Origin of the sequence: Pseudomonas sp. SHLD1 (assembly GCF_028640935.1) — a bacterium.
In the GTDB taxonomy this organism is placed as follows: Bacteria; Pseudomonadota; Gammaproteobacteria; order Pseudomonadales; family Pseudomonadaceae; genus Chryseomonas; species Chryseomonas aestiva.
This window is the reverse complement of the sequence record NZ_JAQZAD010000006.1, coordinates 284,010-300,575: the sequence shown is the minus strand read 5'-3', so window position 1 is coordinate 300,575 and position 16,566 is coordinate 284,010. Positions and strand designations below refer to the sequence as shown.

15 protein-coding genes are annotated in these 16,566 nt (G+C 67.6%); 9 read left to right on the top strand and 6 right to left on the bottom strand.

Annotated elements, in window-relative coordinates; genetic code table 11:
* Window positions 1-3 precede the first annotated feature (3 nt).
* Window positions 4-1,152 carry an L-dopachrome tautomerase-related protein gene (locus PVZ77_RS01395; RefSeq protein ID WP_273805611.1) on the bottom strand — a complete coding sequence of 383 codons (1,149 nt, stop codon included), beginning with the start codon at window positions 1,150-1,152 and terminating at the stop codon, window positions 4-6.
* Entirely contained in the window at window positions 1,152-2,159 is a 1,008-nt protein-coding gene (locus PVZ77_RS01390) for a zinc-binding alcohol dehydrogenase family protein (RefSeq protein WP_273805612.1), read from the bottom strand. Before PVZ77_RS01390 ends, PVZ77_RS01395 begins: the two co-directional genes overlap by 1 nt.
* A 105-nt stretch (window positions 2,160-2,264) precedes the next feature.
* On the opposite strand from PVZ77_RS01390, the gene PVZ77_RS01385 reads away from it, so the two are divergent.
* Window positions 2,265-3,173, top strand: a complete 909-nt coding sequence (locus PVZ77_RS01385) for a LysR family transcriptional regulator (RefSeq protein WP_027600609.1) — start codon at window positions 2,265-2,267, stop codon at window positions 3,171-3,173.
* A 60-nt stretch (window positions 3,174-3,233) separates the two neighbouring features.
* On the opposite strand, the gene PVZ77_RS01380 is transcribed toward PVZ77_RS01385, so the two are convergent.
* The 3 genes from PVZ77_RS01380 to PVZ77_RS01370 all read right to left on the bottom strand — a co-directional run bounded on the left by PVZ77_RS01380 (window position 3,234) and on the right by PVZ77_RS01370 (window position 5,324).
* Window positions 3,234-4,259 carry an alpha/beta hydrolase gene (locus tag PVZ77_RS01380; protein ID WP_027597354.1) on the bottom strand — a complete coding sequence of 342 codons (1,026 nt, stop codon included), beginning with the start codon at window positions 4,257-4,259 and terminating at the stop codon, window positions 3,234-3,236.
* Between the two features lie 68 nt (window positions 4,260-4,327).
* The gene (locus PVZ77_RS01375) at window positions 4,328-4,744 is read right to left on the bottom strand and encodes an organic hydroperoxide resistance protein (RefSeq protein ID WP_027597355.1); all 417 of its coding nucleotides are present in this window, start codon (window positions 4,742-4,744) and stop codon (window positions 4,328-4,330) included.
* Window positions 4,745-4,889: 145 nt separating this feature from the next.
* A complete protein-coding gene (locus PVZ77_RS01370) occupies window positions 4,890-5,324 on the bottom strand; it encodes a MarR family winged helix-turn-helix transcriptional regulator (protein ID WP_027597356.1) in 435 nt (144 codons plus the stop codon).
* Window positions 5,325-5,412: 88 nt separating this feature from the next.
* Between PVZ77_RS01370 and PVZ77_RS01365 the strand changes: the two genes are divergently transcribed.
* From PVZ77_RS01365 to PVZ77_RS01350, 4 genes are all read left to right on the top strand, one after another.
* Entirely contained in the window at window positions 5,413-6,933 is a 1,521-nt protein-coding gene (locus tag PVZ77_RS01365; protein WP_108581666.1) for a sigma-54-dependent transcriptional regulator, read from the top strand.
* Window positions 6,934-7,008: 75 nt separating this feature from the next.
* Complete coding sequence (locus PVZ77_RS01360; RefSeq protein WP_273805613.1) at window positions 7,009-7,749, top strand: substrate-binding periplasmic protein; 741 nt, start codon at window positions 7,009-7,011, stop codon at window positions 7,747-7,749.
* 5 nt (window positions 7,750-7,754) lie between these two features.
* Window positions 7,755-9,614, top strand: a complete 1,860-nt coding sequence (locus PVZ77_RS01355; protein WP_273805614.1) for a GGDEF domain-containing protein — start codon at window positions 7,755-7,757, stop codon at window positions 9,612-9,614.
* Entirely contained in the window at window positions 9,611-10,345 is a 735-nt protein-coding gene (locus PVZ77_RS01350) for a substrate-binding periplasmic protein (RefSeq protein WP_273805615.1), read from the top strand. Before PVZ77_RS01355 ends, PVZ77_RS01350 begins: the two co-directional genes overlap by 4 nt.
* Before the next feature lie 18 nt (window positions 10,346-10,363).
* On the opposite strand, the gene poxB is transcribed toward PVZ77_RS01350, so the two are convergent.
* Window positions 10,364-12,088, bottom strand: a complete 1,725-nt coding sequence (gene poxB / locus PVZ77_RS01345; RefSeq protein WP_273805616.1) for a ubiquinone-dependent pyruvate dehydrogenase — start codon at window positions 12,086-12,088, stop codon at window positions 10,364-10,366.
* 282 nt (window positions 12,089-12,370) lie between these two features.
* Here poxB and vapB point away from each other — a divergent pair, with 282 nt between their 5' ends.
* From vapB to gcvP, 4 genes are all read left to right on the top strand, one after another.
* On the top strand, window positions 12,371-12,601 hold the full coding sequence (vapB, locus tag PVZ77_RS01340) for a type II toxin-antitoxin system VapB family antitoxin (protein ID WP_042135407.1): 231 nt from the start codon (window positions 12,371-12,373) through the stop codon (window positions 12,599-12,601).
* Window positions 12,601-13,014 carry a type II toxin-antitoxin system tRNA(fMet)-specific endonuclease VapC gene (gene vapC / locus PVZ77_RS01335; RefSeq protein ID WP_027597361.1) on the top strand — a complete coding sequence of 138 codons (414 nt, stop codon included), beginning with the start codon at window positions 12,601-12,603 and terminating at the stop codon, window positions 13,012-13,014. The genes vapB and vapC overlap by 1 nt, the downstream gene beginning before the upstream one ends.
* A gap of 297 nt (window positions 13,015-13,311) precedes the next feature.
* Entirely contained in the window at window positions 13,312-13,680 is a 369-nt protein-coding gene (gcvH, locus tag PVZ77_RS01330) for a glycine cleavage system protein GcvH (protein ID WP_007159937.1), read from the top strand.
* Window positions 13,681-13,687: 7 nt separating this feature from the next.
* Complete coding sequence (gcvP, locus tag PVZ77_RS01325) at window positions 13,688-16,543, top strand: aminomethyl-transferring glycine dehydrogenase (RefSeq protein WP_273805617.1); 2,856 nt, start codon at window positions 13,688-13,690, stop codon at window positions 16,541-16,543.
* Window positions 16,544-16,566: the final 23 nt, after the last annotated feature.

Genomic DNA, 16,566 nt, shown 5'->3' with positions numbered 1-16,566 from the left:
GGATCAGTGGGTAGGGGCCGGCTGGGCGTCGATCTTGACGCGGAACAGGCTGTAGGGCTTCTGGCGCAGGTCCTGGCCACCGTGGAACTGGGCCTGGCGATGGAGCTGGTTGGCGGTGAAATAGAGGTAGCCGTCCGGACCGATGCTGAAGGTGTCGGGCCAGAGCACACGGGGATCGTGGACCAGGGTCTTCCAGCTGCCGTCGGTCTGGCGCTGGCGCACGGCGTTGTGCTCGTAGTCGCCGGCATAGACGCGACCCTGGGCATCGGCTTCGAGGCCGTCGGAGGCACCCTTCTCGCCGAGATCCTGCACCCCGGCGCGCACCTGGGCCTCGCTTGCCTGGGGATCACGCAGCAGGGCGGTGGGCACGGCATAGAGGTGGCGGCTGGACAGCGGGCTGAAGTAGAGGGTGCCGCCGTCCGGCGACAGGGCGATGCCGTCGCTGGCGATGGCCGGTCGGACCTTGCTGCCATCGGGGCGCTGCATCAGCAACGGTTCGCCTTCCACCACCGGGGCGAAGCTGGGGTCGACGTTGGCCTGGGGCGCGCCGGTCAGGTGACGCTGGGCCTGGCCGGTGGCGAGGTCGAGGACGATGAGTCCGCCCGGAGGGGCCGAATCGGTGACATAGGCCACCCCGGCGCGGCCGACGCGAAAGTCGAAACGCACGTCGTTGACGTAGCTCTTGGGTTCGAGCACCGCGGCCGGAAAGACCAGGGTCTTAACCACCTGGTTGGTCTTGAGGTCGATGGCCACCAGCTTGGCGCCGCCGGCCTTGGGCGCGGCGAAGCCGGGGGCGGCGGTATCCAGCACCCAGAGGTGGCCGCGCCCGTCGGCGACCACGCTCTGCACGCTGATGAAGCCCTTGGCCGGCTGGCCGGGGGTCTCGACGTTGAGCGCGGCGTCCGGGTAGGGCACGGCCTTGCCGTCCTTGAGTTCGGCGACGGTGAAGGGCACCGCGTCGCCCCAGCGCGGGTAGTTGACGAAGATCCGCCCGGTCTCGCTGACGGTGACGCCGGTGGGCATGGCGTCCTGGAAGGCGAACACCGGCTCCAGCTGGCCAAGGGTGTGCTCCTGGGGCAGCGGCACGGCCTGGGCCGTCAGGCTACCCACGGCCAGGGCGACGGCGAGGGTCAGGGCACTCAAGCGAGGCATCAGAACCCCTCCAGCACGAGCTTGCCGCGCGCCTGATGGCTTTCCAGCTGGGCATGGGCGCGGCGCAGGTTGGCGGCATCGATCCGGCCCAGGTGCTCGCCGAGGGTGGTCTTGAGGGTGCCCTGGTCGATCAGTCCGGCGACGCGTTCGAGGATCTCGTGCTGCTGCACCTTGTCCGGGGTCTGGAACAGCGAGCGGGTAAACATCAGTTCCCAGTGCAGCGACAGCGACTTGGCCTTCATCGGCACCACGTCGAGTTGCGCCGGATCGTCGATCACGCCCAGGCGACCCTGGGGCCGCAGGACATCCACCAGCTGGGTGAAGTGCTCATCGGTGTGGGTGAGGCTGGCCACCAGGGTCACGCCATCCAGACCCAGGGCTTCGAGCTGGGGTCGCAGCGGCTGGTGATGGTCGATGACGTGGTGGGCACCCAGCTGGCGCACCCAGTCCTGGGTTTCCTGGCGCGAGGCGGTACCGATCACCGTCAGCTCGGTGAGCTGGCGGGCCAGCTGCACCAGCACGGAGCCGACGCCACCCGCCGCGCCCATCACCAGCAGCTGCTGGCCGGCGCCGCCGCCTTCGGTCGCGCCGAGACGGTCGAACAGCAATTCCCAGGCGGTGATGGCGGTCAGCGGCAGGGCCGCGGCCTGGGCATGATCCAGGCGCTTGGGCTTGTGCCCGGCCAGGTGTTCGTCGACCAGGTGCAGTTCGCTGTTGCAGCCGGGGCGGAACAGCTCGCCGGCGTAGTAGACCTCGTCACCCACGGCGAAGCGGCTGACGGCGCTGCCCACGGCGCAGACCACGCCGGAGACGTCCCAGCCCAGTACCTTGGACTCGCGCTGCACCAGGCCCTGGCGCACCTTGGTATCGACCGGATTGACCGACACGGCGCGGACTTCCACCAGGAGGTCATGGGCCTCGGGCGTGGGGTCGGGCAGCACCGCGTCCTGCAGGGCACGGGGATCGCTGGCGGGCAGGGTGGTGTCACCGTGGACGATGGCTTTCATGGGCGGGTTCCTTTGTACGATAAGAAGACGTGAGCCCATGGTCGTCTTCATGCTCGACCGGAAAAAGCGGCAGAATCGGATAGCACCTTCACTGCAGGAGTGAAAATGATCCGCTTCGACGACCTCGGCCTCTTCGTCCGCTCCGCCGCCCTCGGCAGCTTTTCCCGCGCCGCCCGCGAGGCAGACCTCCTGCCGGGGCAGGTGAGCGCCGCCATCGGCCGGCTGGAGCGCGAACTGGGCATTCGCCTGTTCGCCCGCTCGACCCGCAGCCTGCGCCTGACCGCCGAGGGCGAGGCCTATCTGCCCTATGCCCGCGAGGTGCTGGAGACCTTGCGCGAAGGGCGCGAGCGGTTGCAGGGGGAGAGTCCTGAGTTGCGCGGAGTGCTGCAGGTGGCGGCGCCTTCGGACCTGGGGCGCAATCTCCTGCTGCCCTGGCTGGCCGAGTTTCGTCAGCGCCATCCCGGCCTGACCCTCAGGCTCTACGTCTCGGACCAGCAGGCCGACGTCTATCGCGATCCGGTGGACATCGCCATCCGCTACGGCCGCAGCCAGGACGACAGCCTGGTGGCCCTGCCGCTGGCCCCGGACAATCGCCGGCTGCTGGCGGCGGCGCCGGCCTATCTGGCCCGCCAGGGCGCGCCGCGCAGCCTGGACGACCTGTCCAGGCACGCCTGCCTGCTCTACCAGCTGCATGGGCGCACCTATGACAAGTGGAGCTTTCCACAGGCCGACGGTGGCCTGCGCCAGGTAGCCGTCAGCGGACCCCTGCAAAGCGACGATGCCGAGGTGGTGCGGCGCTGGGCGGTGGCCGGGGAGGGCATCGTCTACAAGTCCTGGCTGGACATGCGCGACGACCTGCAGCGCGGTCGGCTGGTGCGGCTGCTGCCCGAGCAGCCCGGCGAGCCCTTGCCGCTGCAGCTGTTCTGCCCGCACCGGCGGCAATTCTCGCCGGCGGTGCGGCAGCTGCACGGCTGGCTGGCGGAACGCTTCGCGGCCCTGGGCGAGCAGCCCTGAAACGCAAAGGGGATGGCGCCGCGAACGGAGCCACCCCCCCCCCCGGGTACCGCGCCTGCCTTACTGCAGGTGCTGCTTGAGCAACTGGCCGGCCTGGGTCAGCGCAGCCTGGACCTCGGGTACCTTGGCCAGGGCGTTGAGCAGGCCGTAGTCGTGGATCATGCCGTTGTAGCGCACCTGGACGACATCGACGCCGGCGGCGTTGAGCTTGCGGGCATAGGCCTCGCCCTCGTCTCGCAGCACGTCGTTCTCGGCGGTCTGTACCAGCGCCGGCGGCAAACCCTTGAGCTGGGCCTCGCTGGCCCGCAACGGCGAGGCGTAGACGTTGGCGCGCTCGGTGTCGCTGGTGGTGTAGTTGTCCCAGAACCACTTCATCATGTTGCGGGTCAGGAAGCGGCCCTCGGCATAGGTCTGGTAGGAGCCGTTGTCGAAGCTCGCATCGGTCACCGGCCAGAACAGCACCTGGTAGCGCAGCTTGGGCGTGCCCTTGTCCTTGGCCATCAGGCTGACCACCGCGGCCATGTTGCCGCCGACGCTGTTGCCGGCCACCGCCAGGCGACTGCCGTCGACATCGATGTCCTTGCCGTGCTCGGCCACCCACTGGGTCGCGGCATAGGCCTGGTTGATGGCCACCGGGAAGTGGGCTTCCGGACTCGGGGTGTAGTTGACGAACACCGCCGTGGCGCCGGAGGCCACCACCAGGTCACGCACCAGGCGCTGGTGGGTGGGGAAGTCGCCCAGCACCCAGCCGCCGCCGTGGAAGAACATGAAGGCCGGTGTCTGCCCCTTGGCGTTCGCCGGGCGGACGATGGTCAGCTGCAGCGGCTTGCCGTCGACCTGGATGGTCTTTTCACGGGTCTTGACCCCCGAGAGATCGACCTTGACGCCGGACTGGGCGCCGGCCAGCACCGCGCGGGCGTCCTTGGGGCTCAGGGTTTCCAGGGGTTTGCCACCGCTGCCGTTCAGGGCATCGACGAAGCCCTGGGTGGTGCGCTCCAGGTGCGGATCGGGCTGGGGCGCAGCGAAGGCGCTGCCCAGAGCCAGGCTGAGCGCGGAAAGGCCAAGCAGGCGAGAGACGGTACGCATGACAGATGACTCCTCGAACGGGAAGGACCGGGCGCCTCGGCGGAGGCGCCAGGGTAATACCGCGACCCTTAGGCCAGGGTCAGGCGCACGTCCACGTTGCCGCGGGTGGCGTTGGAGTAGGGGCAGACCTGGTGGGCTTTCTCGACCAGGTCTTCGGCCACGGCACGCTCCAGGCCCGGCAGGCTGATGACCAGCTCGACGTCCAGGGCGAAGCCGGTGGGGATCGGGCCGATGCCGACCTGGGCGGTCACGCTGACGTCAGCCGGAACGGCGATCTTTTCCTTGGCGCCGACGAACTTGAGCGCGCCGATGAAGCAGGCCGAATAGCCGGCGGCGAAGAGTTGCTCGGGATTGGTGCCGGCACCGCCGGCGCCGCCCAGCTCCTTGGGCGTGGACAGCTGCACGTCCAGGACCTTGTCGCTGCTGATGGAACGGCCGTCACGGCCACCGGTGCTGGTTGCGGAAGCGGTATAGAGGATGTTCATGGCGTGCTCCTGTTTAGGTATCGCGATAACTTATTGTTCGGACGTTGACCGAAGGAATCGTCCGGGTACGGATTTAAGTTATCGCGATATTCGTTATCGCGCAAATATATTTTCAGGAGCAGCCGACCAGCGGCAGCGAAGGAGGCTAACGCTCCAGCTTGGCTCTCAGGGTCATCAGGTTTTCGCGCAGGGCATTCATCTGGGCATCGCCCAGCGCGCAATAGCTGCTGATGGTGCCGTTGATCTCCCGGGCCCGCTCGCGCAGGGCGCGGCCAGACTCGGTGAGTTCGATGGACAGGTTGCGCTCGTCCTCGGCATTGCGCTGCCGGGTCACGTAGCCCTCGGCTTCCAGGCGCTTGAGCACCGGGGTCAGGGCGCCGGAGTCCTGGTGCAGCCGGCGCGCCAGCTCCTTGAGCGGCAGCCGATCGTTTTCCCACAGCACCAGCATCATCAGGTACTGCGGATAGGTCAGGCCCACCTCTTCGAGCAGCGGCTTGTACACCTTGGTCATGGCCAGCGAGGTGGAGTACAGGGCGAAGCACAGCTGCTGATCGAGAAGAAGGGGGTCTTTGTTGTTCATCGCGTTCCCGCCTCGGTAAATGAGAAATGATTCTACCCCGAGCATTTGGGTAGCATTAGTCCTTTCGCACTCAGACCCCAGGGTTTCCATGCGTATCCATGTGTCGTTCATCGATCGTGTCGGCATCACCCAGGAAGTCCTGGCGCTGCTCGGTGCCCGCAATCTCAACCTGGACGCCGTGGAGATGGTGCCGCCCAACGTCTACATCGATGCGCCGACCCTGAGCGCGACGGTGCTGGAGGAGTTGCGCGCCGCCCTGCTGACCGTGGTGGGGGTGGAGGCGGTGCGGGTGGTGGACATCCTGCCCGGCCAGCGCCGCTCCCTGCAGCTCGACGCCCTGCTCGCCGCCATGGCCGATCCGGTGCTGGCGGTGGACGGCGAGGGCCGCATCCTGCTGGCCAATCCGGCCTTTGCCGCCCTGGCCGGGGAAGGCGCCGGCAACACCCTGGCCGAGCTCTTCAATGACAGCGAATTGTCCGCCGAACTGCTGGACCAGGGCTTTCGCCTGCCCCTGCGCGAGGTGGTACTGCGCGGCCAGGCGCTGCTGCTGGACGCCACCCCCATCGGCGAACCGGTGGGCGGCCTGGCCGGTGGCCTGCTGACCCTCTATGCCCCCAGCCGTATCGGTGGCCGCCTCTCGGCGCTGCGCCACGACACCCCCGAGGGCTTCGATTCGCTGCTCGGCGACTGCGCTGCCATCCGCACCCTCAAGGCCCGCGCCCAGCGCCTGGCCGCCCTGGAGGCGCCCCTGCTGATCCTTGGCGAGACCGGCACCGGCAAGGAACTGGTGGCGCGCGCCTGCCATGCGGCCAGTGCGCGGCGCGAGGCGCCCTTTCTGGCGCTGAACTGCGCGGCCCTGCCGGAAAGCCTCGCCGAGAGCGAATTGTTCGGCTATGCCCCGGGCGCCTTTACCGGCGCCCAGCGCGGCGGCAAGCCGGGCCTGCTGGAACTGGCCGACCAGGGCACGGTGTTTCTCGACGAAGTCGGCGAGATGTCGCCCTATCTGCAGGCCAAGCTGCTGAGATTTCTCTCCGATGGCACCTTCCGCCGCGTTGGCGGGGCCCAGGAAACCCAGGTCAACGTGCGCATCCTCGCCGCCACCCATCGCGATCTGCAGGCCATGGTCGCCGCCGGTACCTTTCGCGAAGACCTCTTCTATCGCCTCAATGTGCTCAGCCTGCAGGTGCCGGCACTGCGCGAGCGGGGCCAGGACATCCTGCTGCTGGCACGGCATTTTCTGCAGCAGGCCTGCGCTCAGATCGGCCGACCGCCGTGCCGCCTGGCGCCGGCCACCTATGGCGTGCTGCTGGGCAACGCCTGGCCGGGCAACGTGCGGCAATTGCAGAACATCCTCTTTCGCGCCGCCGCCATCAGCGAGAGTGGCCAGATCGACGTCGACGACCTCGACCTGGCCGGGACGGCGGTGGCGGGGCAGGTCGAGACCGAGGTCAGCACCCTGGAGGCCGCCGTCCAGGGTTACGAGGCGGCGCTACTGGAGCGGCTCTACCCACAGTACCCGTCCAGCCGCCAGCTGGCCGCGCGGTTGCAGACGTCCCACTCGGCCATTGCCATGCGCCTGCGCCGTTATGGTATCCCCCGGCGAGACTAGCCCCGCCGCTTCAAGTTTCGTCACGGCAGCCCGATAACGTCAGACGACATCACGCTCGGACGGGGGGAGGGCTTCGTGACGAGCAGCTTCTTGCATTGGCTGATTCTCGGTCTGGTGCTGGTGTGCACGGGCGTCCGTGCCGGCGCACTGCAACTGGTGACCGAGGACTATCCGCCGTTCAGCGTGGTCCAGCCGGATGGCCGGGTGACCGGCTTTTCCGTCGAGTTGGTGCGGCTGCTGTTGGCCCGGGCCGAGCTTGCGGCCGAGCCGCAGGTCATGCCGTGGGCGCGGGCCTTCGCCCAGGCCCAGGGCCGGCCCGATGTCCTCGTCTTTTCCATGGCGCGTCTGCCCGAGCGCGAGGCGCTGTTCGAGTGGGTGGTGCCCCTGACCGAGACCACCCTCTGCCTGTTCAGCTGGCGGGACCGCGTGTGTCCCTTGGCCAGCCTGCAGGCGGCCCGCGGCCTGCAAATCGCTACGGTCAACGGCGATGCGGGAGAGCGCATCCTGCTGGAGCAGGGCTTCACCGTCGGACGGGAGCTGCAATCCGGCACGCATTACAGCCTCAACCTGGAGAAACTCAAAGCCGGTCGGGTCGACCTGTGGATCGCCAACCGCGCCGTGGCCGATCACCTCGCTCGCCAGGCCGGCTACGATCCCCAGGGCGATCTGCGGCAGGCCTACTGCGCCCCCCCCTATCCGCTGTATCTGGCGGCCAGCCTGGGCACCGCTCCCGAGGTGATGGCACGGCTGCGGGCGGCCTTCGTGACGTTGCAACAGGACGGTACGCTGGCCGAACTCCAGCGGCGCTGGCTATGAGGGGCGTGCTGAAACGCCTCTCGCTCGGTAACCGCCTGGCCTTGCTGACGGTGGCGTTCTGTCTGCTGTTTTCCGCGGCCACGGCAGGGCTGCGCACCTGGAATATCTGGGAACAGAATCGCCTGGGTATGGATACCGAGCTGCAATTGCTGGAGCAGGTGTACCAGTCGACCCTGACCAAGGCCATCTGGGAACTGGACAAGCCCGCGGTGCAGGCGCAACTGGACGGGGCGTCGCGCATCGCCTCGGTCGGCCGTATCGAGCTGCGGCTGACCGGCCACGGCCAGGAGTCCGACGTCCAATCCCGTCAGCAGGCCGACTGGGCGCCCTCGAGCCTGGCGCCGAGTCGAAGCTCCTCGCTGGTCTACAGTCCCTATCCGGGCGGTCACGAGGTGCTCGGCGAACTCCTCATCCAAGGCAATGAAGCCCTGCTCTGGCGCGAATTGCGCGACAGCGTGGCGAGTACCCTGCTGACCCAACTGGCACTCGCCCTGCTGCTCGCCGGCCTGGTCAGCCTGGCCTTCAATCGGCTGGTTACCCTGCATGTCCGTCGGATCGCCCGCCACCTGTCCCGGCTGACGGCCGCCACCCTCGCCGAGCCCCTTCGACTGCGGCGGCCTACTCGCCAGGACGAGCTGGATCTGCTGGTGAGTGGCATCAATACCCTGCAGGGCAACCTGGCGGGCTACCTGGCCCAACAGCATCGCCACGAAGAAGAGCTCGCCGCGCATCGCGATCTCCTGGCGGAGCGAGTTCGCGAGCGCACGGCAGAGCTCGAGGCCTTGGCGACGGCGCAGCAAACCATCCTGAGGCTGTCCAACCAACTGATCCATGCGCCTTACGCGGACTTCGACCGGCATTGCCAGCTCTGTCTACAAGAGGTCGCACAACGCTTGCGCGCGCGTCAGGCCTTCTGGTTCAAGCGTGACACCCGGGATGCGTCCTATCGCCTTTACCAGGGCTGGTTCCGCGACGCCGAGCCGTTGGCCGCCGGTCTGACACTGCCGCCGCCCTGCGCCCAGGTGCTGGAAGCCCTGCTGGAACCCGAGGTCCCCCGTACCTTCGCGACGCGCGAGGCGCTCGTGGCCGCCTTCGGTGACGCGGCGGAGCCGCTGTTGGCACTAGGTAACGAAGCCTTGGCGCTGGTCCATCTGCGGATCGCCGAGGACGAAGACGGTTTGCTGCTCTTCGGCTGCAATCTGGGCGGCGAGTGGCGCACCGATGAACGCGCCCTCATCAACATGACCACCCAACTGCTCTTGCATGCCTCCCATCACCAGTTGCAATTGCGCGACCTGCTGACGTCCCAGGAGGCGTTGCGCAGCGCCAACGCGCGGCTGGAGCAACTGTCGCGCAGCGATCCGCTCACCGGGCTGCCCAATAGGCGCTGTTTCGACGAGGCCGAGGAGGTGGAGTTTCGCCGCGCGCGACGCTCCGGGGAGCCCCTCGCGCTGCTGCTCTGCGATGTCGACTTTTTCAAGCGCTACAACGATACCTATGGGCATGCCCAGGGCGATGTCTGTCTGCAGCAGGTGGCGACCGCCATGCAGCAGGTCGTCACGCGCCCAGGCGACCTGGTGGCGCGGATCGGCGGCGAAGAGTTCGCGGTTCTGCTGCCCGCGACCGATCTGGCGGGCGCGGGGGCGATGGCCGAGCGCTTGCGCCGGGCCGTCGCCGCGCTGGAAATCACCCATGCCGGCTCGGAGGCTGCTGGCCACGTCACCCTGAGCATCGGCTATGCCACCCTGAGTACCGATATGCACGATTTCGCCAGCCTGCTGCGCCAGGCCGACCGGGCGCTCTACCGCGCGAAAAGCCTGGGGCGCCATCGCAGCTGTCATCTGCCTGAGGAGCCGCTGCCATGAAGCGTCATCTGTTGTTGGCCCTGCTGGCCCTGCTGGCCCTGCTGGCCTTGCTGGGGCCGGGCGTGGAGGCCGCCACGGTGCGCGCCGTGACGGAAGAGACGTCCTTGAGCTGGAGCGTGGACGGTCGGGTGGGTGGGCCGGCGACCTCGGTGGTGGAGCGTACCCTGGCCCTGGCGGGTATCACCGACTACCGCCTGGAACTCTATCCCTGGGCTCGCGCCTATGATCTGGCCCTGCACGAGCCAGGGGTGCTGATCTATCTGATCGCCCGCACGCCGGCTCGCGAGACCCAATTCCAGTGGGTCGGGGAGGTCATGCGCCTGCGGTACTACTTCTATCGGCTGGCGAATCGCGACGACGTGCGTATCGAGCGTCTCGACGACGCCCGCGCCTATCGGCTGGGCGTGATGCGCGACGATGTGCGCCACCAGTATTTGCAGTCGCTCGGCTTCCAGCAGCTGGTGGTGTCAGGCCAGCAAAAGGACAACTTCAGCCGCTTGCTCAATGGTCAGGTGGATGCCGTGCTGCTGCCGGAGCAGGATGCCATTCGCTTCTGCCAGGACGCGGCTAGCGCCTGTCCGGGATTGCGCCGCCTCGCCGCCCTGGAGGATCTCGATACCCCGCTGTACATGGCGTTCAGCCCGACCACGCCGGCGCCGCTGGTAGCCCGGCTGCGCACGGCGTTCGCGCAGCTCAAGGCCAGTGGCGAGGTCGCTCGGCTGCTGGAATAGCCGAGCGACCCCCGACCATCAACGCAGCACGTTGGTCTTGGCCAGGTCCAGCACCTCGCTGCCGCGCCCGCTCATCACCGCGCGCAGCAGGTAGAGGCTGAAGCCCTTGGCCTGGGCCGCTTCGATCTTCGGCGGCAGCGACAGCTCCTGCTTGGCGATGCGCACGTCCACCAGCGCCGGGCCGGGGTGGGCGAACGCCTCTTCCAGGGTGGCGTCGAGCAGGCTGGCCGATTCCACCTTCCAGCCGCGCACGCCGCAGGCCTCGGCCACCTGGGCGAAGTCGACGGCGGCGAGATCCGTGGTCTCGTCGATCATGCCGGCGGCCTTCATCTCCATGGCGACGAAGCCCAGGGTGGCGTTGTCGTAGACGATGACCTTGACCGGCAGCTTCTCGCTGGCCAGGGTCGCCAGTTCGCCGAGCAGCATGGACAGTCCGCCGTCGCCGGCCAGCGCCACCACCTGGCGGTCGGGATAGGCCGCCTGCAGACCCATGGCCTGGGGCAGGGCATTGGCCATGGAGCCATGGGTAAAGGAGCCGGCCAGCTTGCGCTCGAAATTCATCGCCAGGTAGCGCGCCGCCCACACCGTGGGCGTGCCGACGTCGCAGGTGAAGAGGGCATCCGCTGCGGCCAGTTCGCTGACGCGGGTGGTGAGGTACTGTGGATGCAGCGGCTCGCCATCGGCGGTGGCGGTGGCCAGTTCGTCCAGCTCGGCGCGGGTCTTGCGGTAGTGCTGCTGGGCCTTTTCCAGGAAGCGGCTGTGGCTGTTGGGCTGGAGTCGCGGCAGCAGGGCGTCGAGGGTGGCGCGGACATCGCCCACCAGGCCCTTGAGCAGCGGGGTGCGTACGCCCAGGTGGGCGCCGCGCACGTCGATCTGCACCACGCGGCCGTGATCCGGGAAGAAGTTGCGATAGGGGAAGTTGCTGCCCAGCATCAGCAGCAGGTCGCACTCCTTGAGTGCGTGATAGCCGGACGAAAAGCCGATCAGGCCGGTCATGCCCACGCCATAGGGATTGGAATACTCGATGTGGGCCTTGCCGCGCAGTGCATGGACCACCGGCGCCTGCAGGCGCTCGGCCAGGGCCACTACCTGGGCATGGGCACCGGCGCAACCGGCGCCGCAGAGCAGGGTGATGCGCTTTTCCCCGGCCAGCAATTCGGCCAGGGCATCCAGCTCGGCCTCCGGCGGCACCACCACCGGACGCACCGGCTCGCTCCACTGGGCTTCCTTGATCGGCGCCTCGGCCAGGGCCACGTCGCCGGGAATCACCACCACCGACACCGAACGATTGAGGATGGCCGAACGCATGGCGGTCTCGAGAATGCGCGGCAGTTGCTCGGGATGGGAGACCACCTCGCAGAAGTCGCTGCAGTCACGGAACAGCCGCTCCGGATGGGTCTCCTGGAAATAGCCCAGGCCGATCTCGCTGGAAGGAATCTGGGCGGCGATGGCCAGCACCGGCGCACCGCTGCGCTGGGCGTCGAACAGGCCATTGATCAGGTGCAGGTTGCCCGGGCCACAGGAGCCGGCGCAGACCGCCAGACGCCCGCTGGTGTCGGCCGCGGCACTGGCGGCGAAGGCGGCGGCTTCTTCGTGCCGCACGCCACGCCAGCGGATGCGCTCACGCTTGCGCAGGCTTTCGGTGAGGCCGTTGAGCGAATCGCCCGGCAGGCCCCAGATGGTGTCGACACCAGCCGCTTCGAGGGTGGCGACGAGCAGATCGGCAACGGTTTTCACAGCCATGACAAAGACTCCAGACAAGGATGGAAGAGGGCAAAGCCGCTTGGCAGAGGTCTTGTTGTGCCTTGTTGGTCCGACGAAGCGGGGCGGAAGTTCGCGGCGGGTGCGCTTGTCCGAATCTTGCCCCGCGCCGATGACATTTCCGCCTCCGGCGTCTTTCCCAAGGCTTCACCAGGTGTCATCCGCGCGAAGAGTGCGATGCCTGATGCCGAGAGGGTGCCGATTGACAGATCCAGCCTTGCCCCTAATATGGGATATACATCCGATATATCCCAGAGGTCGATCATGGATCAAGGCGCCGTATTCCAAAGCAATCGCAGTCAGGCGGTGAGACTGCCAAAGGCGGTTGCCCTGCCCGCAGACGTGAAGCGCGTCGATGTGGTCGTGGTCGGTCGCACGAGGATCATTACCCCGGCCGGGGAATCCTGGGATTCCTGGTTCGAGGGGGAGGGTGTCACGGCGGATTTCATGGCGGAACGGGACCAGCCCGCCGAGCAGGAGCGCGAGGGCTTCTGATGCTCAAGTTCATGCTCGACACCAACACCTGCATTTTCACCATCAAGAACCGACCGACGTCGGTTCGCGAGGCCTTCACCCGGCACCAGGGGCAGTTGTGCATCAGTACGATCACCCTGATGGAGCTGATCTACGGTGCGGAAAAGTCTTCCAGCCCGGAGCGCAACCTGGCGGTGATCGAGGGCTTCGCCGCGCGGCTGGAGGTGTTGACGTACGGTCCCGAAGCCGCAGCCCATACCGGGCAGTTGCGCGCCGAACTAGCCCGAGCGGGTCAGCAGATCGGTCCTTACGATCAGATGATCGCGGGGCATGCGCGCTCCCTGGGCCTGATCGTGGTCACCAACAACCGTCGCGAGTTCGACCGGGTGCCAGGCCTGCGCGTTGAAGACTGGGTCACTGCGGGAGGAAATTAGCGCGCAAGGCGCTCTATCCGCCTCTGACTGCGGCACAGTGATAAGGAACAGCAGGGCCCGGGCGTACAGCCCAGCTGTCGGACCCAGGAGCCTGGCTAATATCGTAACGATTTCGATACGACGTTTGTAAATCGATACGAGTGTGGCGGGTTGGGGCGTCAATCGTAACGATTTCGCTACGGCGCAATAGGGGTTCTTTAGCTAAGCCCCTGAAAACACTGGCCTTTGTTCCTGGCATCACCCTTGCAATCCCAGACCCATCTATCCATCAGGACAAAGGTCCGCAGGAGTCTGGCAATGGGTCTGCGCTATACCGAAGAACACGAATGGCTGCGTCAGGAAGCCGATGGCAGCATTACCGTCGGCATCACCGACTATGCTCAGGACTCTCTGGGCGACCTGGTCTTCGTGCAATTGCCGGAGCTGCGCAGCTACGCCCAGGGCGATGAGGTGGCGGTGCTGGAGTCGGTCAAGGCCGCCAGCAACATCACCATGCCGCTGGACGGCGAGGTCCTGGCGGTCAACGAGGCGCTGAACGATGCGCCCGAGACCATCAACAGCGATCCGCTGAACGCCGGCTGGTTCTTTCGTTTCCAGCCCGCCAATGCCGAAGCCTTCGCCGCGCTGCTCGACGAAGCCGCCTATCAGCAACTGATCAAGGGGTAAGACCGCCATGTCGCTGCACGACACCCTCAGCACCGCCGACGAATTCGTCCCGCGCCACATCGGTCCGCGCGAGCTCGACGAGATCGCCATGCTGAATCTGCTCGGCTATGAATCCCTGGACGCCATGACCGCCCAGGTGATCCCCGAGAGCATCAAGGGCACCAGCGTGCTGGACCTGCCCGCCGGGCTGTCCGAAGCCGACGCCCTGGCCGAGCTGCGCGCCATCGCCTGCAAGAATCGCCTGCTCAAGAGCCTGATCGGCCAGGGCTACTACAACACCCATACCCCGGCGCCGATCCTGCGCAACCTGCTGGAAAATCCGGCCTGGTACACCGCCTACACCCCCTACCAGCCGGAGATCTCCCAGGGTCGCCTGGAAGCCCTGCTCAACTTCCAGACGCTGATCGGCGACCTCACCGGCATGCCGGTGGCCAACGCCTCGCTGCTGGACGAGGGCACCGCCGCCGCCGAGGCCATGACCTTCTGCAAGCGCCTGGCGAAAAACAAGGCCGGCGCCTTCTTTGCCTCCGTGCACTGCCATCCGCAGACCCTGGACGTCCTGCGCACCCGTGCCGAGCCCCTGGGCATCGAGGTGGTCGTGGGCGTGGAAACCGAGATCGAGGACCACGGCCGCTTCTTTGGTGCGCTGTTCCAGTACCCCATGACCACCGGCGAGATCCGTGACTACCGGGAGAGCATCCAGGCCTTCCAGGCCGCCGGTGCCCTGGTGGCCATGGCCGCCGACCTGCTGGCCCTGACCCTGCTCACCCCGCCCGGCGAACTGGGCGCGGACGTGGCCATCGGCACCGCCCAGCGTTTTGGCGTACCGCTCGGTTTCGGCGGCCCGCACGCGGCCTACTTCGCCACCCAGGACAAGTACAAGCGCGACATGCCCGGGCGCGTCGTCGGCGTGTCCATCGACCGCCACGGCAACCCGGCCTATCGCCTGGCGCTGCAGACCCGCGAGCAGCACATCCGCCGCGAGAAGGCCACCAGCAACATCTGCACCGCCCAGGTGCTCCTGGCCAACATCGCCAGCATGTACGCGGTCTACCACGGTCCCGAAGGCCTGACCCGCATCGCTACCCGGGTGCAGCGTCTGACCAGCCTGCTGGCCGCCGGCCTGCAGCGCCTGGGCCACGAGACCCAGCACACCGCCTTCGACACCCTGACCCTGGTGTTCGGGGCGCGCACCACCGCCCTGCACGAGGCCGCCCGTGCCCGTGGCTACAACCTGCGCGAAGTCAGCGCCGAGGCCCTGGGCGTGTCCCTGGACGAGACCAGCACCCTGGCCGATGTCCAGGCGTTGCTGGAGATCCTGGCCGACGGCAAGCCCGCGCCCCAGGTCGCCGAGCTGGGCGATGCCCAGGGCGTGGAAGTGCCCGCGGCGCTGCAGCGCCAATCGGCCTTCCTGACCCATCCGGTGTTCGCCAGCCACAGGTCCGAGACCGAGCTGATGCGTTACCTGCGCAAGCTGGCGGACAAGGACCTGGCGCTGGATCGCACCATGATCCCGCTGGGTTCCTGCACCATGAAGCTCAACGCCGCCAGCGAGATGATCCCGGTCACCTGGGCGGAATTCGGCGCTATCCACCCCTTCGCCCCGGCCGACCAGGCCGAGGGCTATGCCCAGCTCACCACCGAGCTGGAGGCCATGCTCTGCGCCGCCACCGGCTATGACGCCGTCTCCCTGCAGCCCAACGCCGGCTCCCAGGGCGAGTACGCCGGCCTGCTGGCCATCCGTGCCTATCACGCGAGCCGCGGCCAGGGCGAACGCGACGTCTGCCTGATCCCGGCCTCGGCCCACGGCACCAACCCGGCTACCGCCAGCATGGTCGACATGCGCGTGGTGGTGGTGGCTTGCGACAAGCGCGGCAACGTCGACCTTGACGACCTGCGGGCCAAGGCCGAGCAGCACAGCGAGCGCCTGGCCGCGCTGATGATCACCTACCCGTCCACCCACGGGGTGTTCGAAGAAGCCATCCGCGAGATCTGCCAGGTGGTCCATGACCACGGCGGCCAGGTCTATATCGACGGCGCCAACATGAACGCCATGGTCGGTCTCTGCGCCCCGGGTCAGTTCGGCGGTGACGTCTCCCACCTCAACCTGCACAAGACCTTCTGCATCCCCCATGGCGGCGGCGGTCCGGGCGTCGGCCCCATCGGCGTCAAGGCGCACCTGGCGCCCTTCCTGCCTGGCCATGCCCGGCTGGAGCGCAAGGAGGGCGCGGTCTGCGCGGCGCCCTATGGCAGCGCCAGCATCCTGCCGATCTCCTGGATGTACCTGAAGATGATGGGCAGCGCCGGTCTGACCCGCGCCTCCCAGGTTGCCATCCTCAGCGCCAACTACATTGCCCGCCGGCTGGAAGAGCACTACCCGGTGCTCTACAGCGGCACCGGCGGCCTGGTGGCCCACGAGTGCATCCTCGACCTGCGCCCGCTCAAGGACAGCAGCGGCGTGACCGTGGACGACGTGGCCAAGCGCCTGATCGACTTCGGCTTCCATGCGCCGACCATGTCCTTCCCGGTGGCTGGCACCCTGATGATCGAGCCCACCGAGAGCGAGTCCAAGCAGGAACTGGACAGATTCTGCGACGCCATGATCGCCATCCGCGAAGAGATCCGCGCCCTGGAAGCCGGCACCCTGGATCCCCAGGACAACCCGCTGAAGAACGCGCCCCACACCGCGCGCGAATTGGCGGGCGAGTGGACCCACCCCTACAGCCGCGAGCAGGCGGTCTTCCCGCTGCCGAGTCTGGTGGACGGCAAGTACTGGCCGCCGGTGGCGCGCATCGACAACGTCTACGGCGATCGCAACCTGGTCTGCTCCTGCCCGCCGATCGAAGCCTACGGCGAGGCCTGACCCTCATCCCCGGCCCCTCTCCC

Excerpts from the sequence above, each read along its gene's own strand:
- PVZ77_RS01395 (WP_273805611.1), bottom strand. The coding sequence starts at position 1,152 with ATGCCTCGCTTGAGTGCCCTGACCCTCGCCGTCGCCCTGGCCGTGGGT.
- PVZ77_RS01385 (WP_027600609.1), top strand. The coding sequence starts at position 2,265 with ATGATCCGCTTCGACGACCTCGGCCTCTTCGTCCGCTCCGCCGCCCTC.
- vapB (WP_042135407.1), top strand. The coding sequence starts at position 12,371 with ATGGATCAAGGCGCCGTATTCCAAAGCAATCGCAGTCAGGCGGTGAGA.
- PVZ77_RS01365 (WP_108581666.1), top strand. The coding sequence starts at position 5,413 with ATGCGTATCCATGTGTCGTTCATCGATCGTGTCGGCATCACCCAGGAA.
- PVZ77_RS01380 (WP_027597354.1), bottom strand. The coding sequence starts at position 4,259 with ATGCGTACCGTCTCTCGCCTGCTTGGCCTTTCCGCGCTCAGCCTGGCT.
- PVZ77_RS01390 (WP_273805612.1), bottom strand. The coding sequence starts at position 2,159 with ATGAAAGCCATCGTCCACGGTGACACCACCCTGCCCGCCAGCGATCCC.
- gcvH (WP_007159937.1), top strand. The coding sequence starts at position 13,312 with ATGGGTCTGCGCTATACCGAAGAACACGAATGGCTGCGTCAGGAAGCC.
- gcvP (WP_273805617.1), top strand. The coding sequence starts at position 13,688 with ATGTCGCTGCACGACACCCTCAGCACCGCCGACGAATTCGTCCCGCGC.
- PVZ77_RS01375 (WP_027597355.1), bottom strand. The coding sequence starts at position 4,744 with ATGAACATCCTCTATACCGCTTCCGCAACCAGCACCGGTGGCCGTGAC.
- PVZ77_RS01370 (WP_027597356.1), bottom strand. The coding sequence starts at position 5,324 with ATGAACAACAAAGACCCCCTTCTTCTCGATCAGCAGCTGTGCTTCGCC.
- vapC (WP_027597361.1), top strand. The coding sequence starts at position 12,601 with ATGCTCAAGTTCATGCTCGACACCAACACCTGCATTTTCACCATCAAG.
- poxB (WP_273805616.1), bottom strand. The coding sequence starts at position 12,088 with ATGGCTGTGAAAACCGTTGCCGATCTGCTCGTCGCCACCCTCGAAGCG.
- PVZ77_RS01350 (WP_273805615.1), top strand. The coding sequence starts at position 9,611 with ATGAAGCGTCATCTGTTGTTGGCCCTGCTGGCCCTGCTGGCCCTGCTG.